At 43.8% G+C, this 7,342-nt stretch carries 6 protein-coding genes; 4 read left to right on the top strand and 2 right to left on the bottom strand.

What is annotated here, in order from left to right; translation table 11 throughout:
• Positions 1–323 precede the first annotated feature (323 nt).
• From ACFFAP_RS33245 to ACFFAP_RS33230, 4 genes are all read left to right on the top strand, one after another.
• A complete protein-coding gene (locus ACFFAP_RS33245; protein ID WP_375515213.1) occupies positions 324–836 on the top strand; it encodes a TOBE domain-containing protein in 513 nt (170 codons plus the stop codon).
• Positions 793–2,280 (top strand): mannitol dehydrogenase family protein, encoded by a 1,488-nt coding sequence (locus tag ACFFAP_RS33240; RefSeq protein WP_375515212.1) that lies wholly within the window; start codon positions 793–795, stop codon positions 2,278–2,280. The genes ACFFAP_RS33245 and ACFFAP_RS33240 overlap by 44 nt, the downstream gene beginning before the upstream one ends.
• 230 nt (positions 2,281–2,510) lie before the next feature.
• The gene (gene xylB / locus ACFFAP_RS33235) at positions 2,511–3,977 is read left to right on the top strand and encodes a xylulokinase (protein ID WP_375515211.1); all 1,467 of its coding nucleotides are present in this window, start codon (positions 2,511–2,513) and stop codon (positions 3,975–3,977) included.
• 171 nt (positions 3,978–4,148) lie between these two features.
• Positions 4,149–4,379 (top strand): hypothetical protein, encoded by a 231-nt coding sequence (locus tag ACFFAP_RS33230; RefSeq protein ID WP_375515210.1) that lies wholly within the window; start codon positions 4,149–4,151, stop codon positions 4,377–4,379.
• 210 nt (positions 4,380–4,589) lie between these two features.
• Here ACFFAP_RS33230 and ACFFAP_RS33225 read toward each other — a convergent pair whose 3' ends face one another.
• On the bottom strand, positions 4,590–4,994 hold the full coding sequence (locus tag ACFFAP_RS33225; RefSeq protein WP_375515209.1) for a reverse transcriptase domain-containing protein: 405 nt from the start codon (positions 4,992–4,994) through the stop codon (positions 4,590–4,592).
• Positions 4,995–5,092: 98 nt separating this feature from the next.
• Positions 5,093–6,430 carry a hemolysin family protein gene (locus ACFFAP_RS33220; RefSeq protein ID WP_375515208.1) on the bottom strand — a complete coding sequence of 446 codons (1,338 nt, stop codon included), beginning with the start codon at positions 6,428–6,430 and terminating at the stop codon, positions 5,093–5,095.
• Positions 6,431–7,342 lie beyond the last annotated feature (912 nt).

Below are 7,342 nucleotides of genomic sequence, written 5' to 3'. Positions count from 1 at the left end.
ACAATTGTCAGTGGGGGTGAAGATGGCACAGTGCGATTGTGGGATATTCAATTCGAGTATTGGTTGAAAGTTGCTTGTAAGCGACTCCAGTATCATCCTGTTTTTAGTCACCCTAAAACTTTTGACCAGAGAGAAGCGAAGGCAACTTGTGAGCCATACTTCCGTTAAGGGGTCACTATAATTACAGCAATTTTCAGGTAAATAGACCACAATGATTGAATCTTCTCGTAGGCATCATCTTCGGTAATATAATTTACAGCTTGAGCCGTTGCTTAATTGAGTGATTCAGTGGTACGTGCCTGCAAGGCAGCATCATCAAACAAATGGGTTCTCCCCTAGAACTGTACCATCATCCTCGCAATCTATTTGTCGCCGGATTTATTGGTTCACCAAAAATGAACTTTATCTCAGTGACAGTTTCAGCCGTCAATGACTCTGGTGCAACAGTCAGACTCCCTGGTGACGCAACCGTAATGATTCCGGTGCAGCCCAAAATGTCAGTTGGGGATAGAGCAACATTAGGAATTCGTCCCGAACATCTGCGGCTTGATCGCAATGACTCAAGCGTGAATGGTGAAGTATTAGTTGTAGAACGATTAGGCGGAGAAACCTTTCTCTACATCAAAATTACGGGTGGCGAAACCATAGTTGTGCAAACAGACGGAGATAATCCGGCTAAAATGCACGATTACGTTCCTATTTACATTAACGGTGAGCTTTGCCATTTGTTCGCTCGCAACGGTGAAGCCATTCCCAAAGTTCATCGTCACCACCTAACCCAAAATGAATCCCATGAACAGCAATATCAGCACAGACTCAGCAATCAAGCTGAATGAAACATCTCTGTCTCATTTAGGAAATAACGTTCGCGTACCCAATTACGATCGCCATCAAATTACTAAGGGTATTGTCCATATCGGTGTGGGTGGGTTCCATCGCGCACATCAGGCTTTATACCTGGATAATTACTTTCATCAAAATCCCGGTAGTGAATGGGGAATCTGTGGGGTTGGGCTACTAGAATTCGATAAACGGATGCGGGATGCACTGAAATCGCAAGATTGTTTATATACCTTAGTTGAAAGATCCACAGAAGGCGATCGCGCTCGTGTGATTGGAGCAATTACAGAATATCTATTTGCTCCAGATAACCGCCAAGCTGTGATTGACACCTTAGCAGATCCCAAATGCCGCATCGTCACCCTCACCATTACCGAAGGAGGCTACTACTATATTGAAGGTAGCGGTGAATTTGATGCGAATCACCAGACTATCCAATACGATTTGCAGCATCTTGATCAGCCAATTGGAGTATATGGCTTTTTGACAGCAGCCCTCGATCGGCGTCGTCAACAAGGAATAGCACCGTTTACCGTATTGTCTTGTGACAATCTGCAAGGTAACGGCAACATTGCCCGCAAAATGTTAACTGCATTTGCCGAAATGCAGAATCCGGAATTGGGGCATTGGGTTGCCGAACAGGTAGCCTTTCCTAACTGCATGGTCGATCGCATTACCCCCGCTACAACCCCAGCAGATATCAAAATGGTGGCGGAACAGTTTAACATCAATGATGCCTTTCCAGTTGTTGCCGAACCGTTTCTTCAGTGGGTAGTCGAAGACAATTTCAGCGCAGGTAGACCTAATTGGGAATCAGTTGGCGTTCAGATGACCAGTGATGTTCATCCCTACGAGATGATGAAAATTCGACTGCTAAACGCCAGTCACTTGTTAATTGGCTATCTCGGCTCCTTGGCAGGTTACACCTATGTTCATGAGGTCATGGCAGATCCATTAATCCGACAAGCTGTTGATCGTTTGATGGCAGAAGTTACGCCCACACTTCAACCTGTACCTGGGATTGATTTAGATAATTATAAAAAGACCTTAATTGAACGCTTTGCCAATCCCAAAATTCGAGATCAGCTCCCGCGTCTTTGCCTCAATAGCTCCGCAAAAATGCCAAAATTTGTTCTCGGCTCAGTCCGTGATGCACTACGCGAAGGAGGAGCTATTGATTACATGAGCCTAACGGTTGCAGCTTGGTTCCGTTACCTCAACGGACAGGATGACCAAGGTAACACCATTCCCATTGATGACCCAATAGCAGGTACTCTGACTCAACTAGCTCATTCAAGTGGCAGTGATGCCAAAGCATTGCTCAACCTGACTGAGATTTTTGGCGATTTATCGCAGTCATCACATTTTGTTGAGTCAGTTACGAATCATTTACATGGATTATATAAGTTTGGAGCTAAAGAAACATTAGTAAAAACTTAACCGGAGAGTGAAAGCCGCGACCTTTTAAGGCGGAAGTTTCATTTCCGCCTTTTGAATCTTAAGAATTTGGAGGGGCAATTGACTTTTTTAAAATTAAAAATTATTATTCTTACTTTTTAATTATTTTTGTGTAGAAGCCCCCACCCTTTGGGAATTAAAAATGTACAATTAAGATTTGTTTATTCAATTTTTAATTAATAATTAATAATTTTTAATTGGAGCGAAGCGACTTGACTGACATCGTAGTTGGCTTAGACTTGGGTACAGGAGGAGTACGGGCGATCGCAGTCGATCTGCAAGGGCAAATTATCGCTCAAGCAACCAGAAGCTATCCCTTGTTAACTCCACAACCCGGTTGGACGGAACAAAACTCATCGGATTGGGTGGAAGCGAGTTTGGATGCTCTCTTCGATGTTACTCAACAGCTAGACGGATACCAAGCGATTGCCCTCGGTTTGTCTGGACAGATGCATGGTATGGTTCCTCTCGACGCGGAGGGCAAAGCGATTAGACCGGCAATTTTGTGGAATGACCAGCGCACGGGTAAAGCTGTTGCTGAAATTGAAGCCACAATTCCCCGCCATGAATTAATCCAACGCACTGGAAATCCGGCAATTACTGGCTTTCAACTACCGAAGCTTCTATGGTTGCGGACTGAAGATCCACTTGCATACACTCGGTTGTGGCGGATTCTTTTGCCTAAAGATTATCTGGGATATGTGCTAACTGGCGAAATATTTACAGAACCATCAGATGCTTCTGGTGTTGGCTGTCTGAATCTGGCAAATCGGCAATGGGATACAGATATTCTCCATGCTCTTGATATCAACCGCGCGTTATTCCCCCCAGTCATCGAATCTACCGCGATCGCTGGACGGCTAAAATCAGAAATAGCCGCCCGTGTGGGATTACCTGTGGGATTACCTGTGGTCGCAGGTGGAGGTGATAATGCCGCAGCAGCTATCGGTTTGGGCATCTCATCAAGCAACCTGAGCCGGGGTAGTTTGAGTATTGGCACATCAGGAGTGATCTTTGCACCGTGCGATCGCCCAATTCCCGATCCCGAAGGTCGGGTGCATTTATTCTGTCATGTGGATGGTGGCTATCATCTGCTAGGAGTAACGCTAGCAGCAGGTGGTTCTCTGCGTTGGTATCGAGATACATTTGCCCCGCATATATCCTACACCGATTTGATGAATATGGCAGAGCGATCGCAGGCTGGTGCGTGTGGTGTTCTATTTCTACCCCACCTAGCAGGAGAACGCAGTCCCCACCTCGATCCAGAGACTCGTGGTGCTTTCGTGAATCTGTCATTAGCTCATACCCAAGCAGATATAACTCGTGCTGTGCTGGAGGGTGTTGCATTTAGCTTGCGGTCATCATTGGAGGTAATTAGTGCGATCGCTCCCCTCGATCAACTCTTAGCAACGGGTGGAGGCGCACGCTCTCACATTTGGTTACGAATTTTGGTAGATGTTTTGCAAACAAAACTTATAGCTCCCAAAGCCAAAGAAGGAGCTGCTTACGGAGCAGCTATTTTGGCAATGGTGGGGATTGGTGTTTACCCCAATTTAGAAACTGCATTCAAGATTTTACCGCAGGATAGTAATGTAGTACAGCCGCAGGCAAATCCTTTGTATGAAACAGGGTTTGAGCGCTACAAACTACTTTACGATACTTTGAAAGCTGTTCGTTGATCTCAATGCTTTCATTTGCGGTTTGTGGAAAATCCCCATTTTGGTCAGTAAGCTTTGTACAATTTCCATATGACTATCAGATCCGGTGTTTTTTGTTCTAATCAGCACCTTAATGGTTCGATAGCTTTCTTGTCGATTCCCTCAACTCAAAATTGTCCGGAGTATTGTTACTTGAAGTGGAAGGAAAAAGAATTACAACGTTGGATTGGAACATCTGTAACAGAGAAACCAGTTTTAACCGAGTATGGAGGTTTAATTCACCAAGTTTCCACACTAACTCATCCAGTATTTACGGAGATAAATCTGCACGTGCCCATTTCTGTGCATCCAGCTTCCGATGTTCTTACCTTGCGGTTTTGCTCATGCAAGCAAGTAGTCGTGGCAGGTTTCATGAACGGCTAAAAGGTTATTTTTCTTCCAATTCTTATAGTTCTCATCAATGTGATGGAGATGTACCTTCTCGTCACTGAGCATTTTTAATCCACAGTGCCCGCATATATGGTTTTGCCGTTTAAGGGCAAAAGAGGTTTCGCTATCATAGAGCTTGCTATTGCGTTCGCTCCACTAGGTTATGTCTCCATCATAGGGTGATTTCTCTCTCTTGACCTTTTTTTAATTAAAAATTAAAAAAAGGTCAAAGCCATCTTCCATTGACGTAATTAGCGTCTTCTCAGAACTGAGTTCAAGACCTCGTTCTGACAGCCATGCTTTAATCAAGTTTTGGGTGATTTTGAGGCTTTCTTTGTCTCTAGCCGTGACGATGAAATCGTCGGCGTAGCGAATAATGCCAAGTTTGGGATTGGTGGCTTTAATGTAATTTTCTAAGCCATGCAAACCTATGTTAGCCAGGAGGGGTGAAATTACCCCGCCTTGTGGAGTGCCTTGTTCCGTTGGGTTAAGGTTCCCTTGGAATACAAAACCTGCTTTTAACCATTCTTTGATTAGTATTCGATTAGGAAAATTACCAATCATGCTCAGAATGGATTCATGGGCTATGTTGTCGAAAAGACCCCACACCCCTACTCCCTTACACCCTTACACCCAAAAGCCTTATGACTTATGGATTTACCGAAAACAAGCGTGCCATTTGTCTAAATACCTTTATCTATTGTCTCTCACTGAGATTTCTCAGTATACATTGGCACGACCAATACTTTATCTACTCTGTTTCCATCCATACTAACTACTTCAAAGCGTAATCCCGCCCACTCAAAATGTTCAGCGACCAAGGGAATATGCCCTAGCTGGTTAACGACAAATCCCCCTAAAGTTTGATAGTTGACCCCTGCCCCTGGTAACAACTTTCTGATGTCTAAAATTTCTTTCAACTCGTCAATTGGTAACAGTCCATCTAATAACCAAGACCCATCTTCACGTTGCACCACATCGGGATCAGCTAGTTCTTCACTGCTTGGGATATCACCTACTATCGCTTCCACAATATCAGTGATTGTCACCAAGCCTTGTGTCACACCATATTCATCTACGATTAAAGCTAGGTGAGTCCCAGATTTCTTAAATAACTCTAAAAGGTTCAAAGCCTTCATGCTTTCCGGTACATATAAAAGTGGCTTTAGTAAAGCTTGCAATTCAATGGCTTGGGTTGGATTTTGAGCTAAAAATTCTTTGGTTTGCACAATACCTAATAAGTTATCAATGCTCTGTTGACCAACTGGGAAGAATGAATGAATACTTTCAATGACTTGGCTGCGGATTTTTGACAATGGTTCATCAATATCAAGCCAAACCATCTCTGTGCGTGGTGTCATAAATGCACTGACTTGTCTGTTGCCAATGCTAAACACTCGCTCTACTACGTCTTGTTCGGCTTCTCCCAACAGACCCGCTTCATGGCTAGCTGCCACTAAAAGTTTCAATTCTTCAGTTGAATGAAGCAATTCTTCGCTACTTCCTGGTTCCAAGCCTATAAGCTTAAGAACGAAATTTCCTAAACTATTCAAAGCTTGGACAGCAGGGCGAAATATCACTAAGTATAGTTCTAAGAGATTTATAACCGCGAAGGCTGTTCTTTCCGTGCGCTGAAGCGCTAAACTTTTCGGAGCCAATTCTCCTAAGACGATGTGGAGAGACGTGATGATTGTAAAGGCAATCACTACTGATAATGTATGGGCGCTAGTTTGCGATAAAGATTTTGGCAGCCAGTGGAAAGCAGGTTCGACCAGTACAGCAATCGCTGGTTCTCCAAGCCAACCTAAGCCCAAAGAGGATATGGTAACACCAAGTTGGGTCGCTGCTAGATAAGCATCCAAGTTATTTACTGCCCGTTGTAAAGCTTTTGCACGGGGATGAGCTTGGAGAACCAACTGCTCGACACGACTACGGCGAAGCGCAACCAAGGCAAATTCAGCTGCGACAAAGAATCCGTTGGCTAGCACCAAAAAAATCACCGATAGCAATTTGCCCGCAGTAAGCCAAGTCAATGGACTGTTCATGACTATCTATTGTAGCCTTTGATCCTAATTACTACCGCGATTATTTTGTCAACGCTTGAGATGCTTTAGAGCTCCGTACCTTATGTTCAAAAAAGAAACTTTAAATTTCAGATGGTATAACTGGCTGCGACTGGCAGTATAGTTGATTTATTAAGTGTTGAAGCGAGTGCGCTCGGTAGATTTCAAGACTTACGCCACTTTGCTGTAGATCGCTTAGTAGTTGCTCTGATAGTCCGAACCCACTTATAGAGACAACATAAATTATCCGTCTTTCAAGTCCTCTGGTGACTAGCGTAGGCGTAGCCCGCCGTAGGCATCGCACATTTTTTACTACTGCATTTATTGTTTAATTTGTCAATGCGTAAGTTCTGAAGTAAAATAGCCGCCGCTCATGGTCTGATAAGAAATGATGCACTCGATTGGTCTTCCCAACCATGGCTTCTTGCCGATCTCCCCATTGAGGGGAAATCAGAGACGGTGATCCAAGGCTTGTAGTTCTCCCCACTACCTTGACCGCAACCAACTTTTATGTAGCGTTCAAACTTGGCCTCAGTCCACTCCTGCCTACCTCTCGCCATAAAGCTTGCCTTTCTGGATCTGCCTAGACCATGCATATCCAGAAATTGTAGAACTTTTTTATTTATTGTTGGACTTTATTATTTATTGTTGAACTTTTTTATTTTTCTACAAGTATACAAATTTTGATCATTATCATTAAAATGAATCGCAAACTGTATAATTTGCAATGCGGCTCATGATAATCATCGAAAGAGATCACAATGATTGCCCTAGCTGGAGTTGCATTCCATTGCAAAATCTATGAAAGTTCGGCATCTCTGGTGTATCGGGGGATCAGAGTGGAATGGCACTAAGAAAAGCTCTAAGCTATACGAAATAAGGGCTACAGCTTTG

The organism is uncultured Nostoc sp. (assembly GCF_964245575.1).
GTDB lineage: Bacteria > Cyanobacteriota > Cyanobacteriia > Cyanobacteriales > Nostocaceae > Nostoc.
This window is presented reverse-complemented; position numbering and strand designations above follow the sequence as displayed.